This is a genomic window from Pasteurella oralis, from assembly GCF_002850605.1.
Lineage (GTDB): Bacteria > Pseudomonadota > Gammaproteobacteria > Enterobacterales > Pasteurellaceae > Pasteurella > Pasteurella oralis.
The window spans coordinates 1-522 of record NZ_NXGB01000027.1 but is presented as its reverse complement, the minus strand read 5'-3'; the positions used below and the strand labels follow the sequence as shown (position 1 = coordinate 522).

At 37.7% G+C, this 522-nt stretch carries 2 tRNA genes; both read right to left on the bottom strand.

Going from position 1 to position 522, the window contains the following annotated elements:
- Positions 1-288: 288 nt before the first annotated feature.
- Positions 289-364: transfer RNA gene (locus C0975_RS11250), tRNA-Ala, on the bottom strand.
- 63 nt (positions 365-427) lie between these two features.
- Positions 428-504: transfer RNA gene (locus C0975_RS11245), tRNA-Ile, on the bottom strand.
- Positions 505-522: the final 18 nt, after the last annotated feature.

Genomic DNA, 522 nt, shown 5'->3' with positions numbered 1-522 from the left:
AAATAAATCCTCTAATATAAAATGTATTAACATAATCTTTATATCAGGTGTTTTTACTATCATCATTGCTAAAGGTTTAGCTTAGTTTAGTTTAGTTTAGTTTAGTTTAGTTTAGTTTAGTTTAGTTTAGTTCAAGTTAAACTAAGTTCACTTAAAACTCAAACTAACGCATAGGGTAATCATATGCTATTACATTCAACTTCACACAATTACTCACTATAAAGCTAAATACTAAGCCAATATCTATACCTAACTCAAATAAACAAAACACTTAGCAATGATGATTTTTGGTGGAGATAAGCGGGATCGAACCGCTGACCTCCTGCGTGCAAGGCAGGCGCTCTCCCAGCTGAGCTATATCCCCATTTACATCACTATCATGACACCTTCATTCTTTTCTCGCTTCACTCAACAGCTTTCGCTTGAGTGGTGGGTCTGAGTGGACTTGAACCACCGACCTCACCCTTATCAGGGGTGCGCTCTAACCACCTGAGCTACAGACCCAAAAGAATTTCGGCTTCT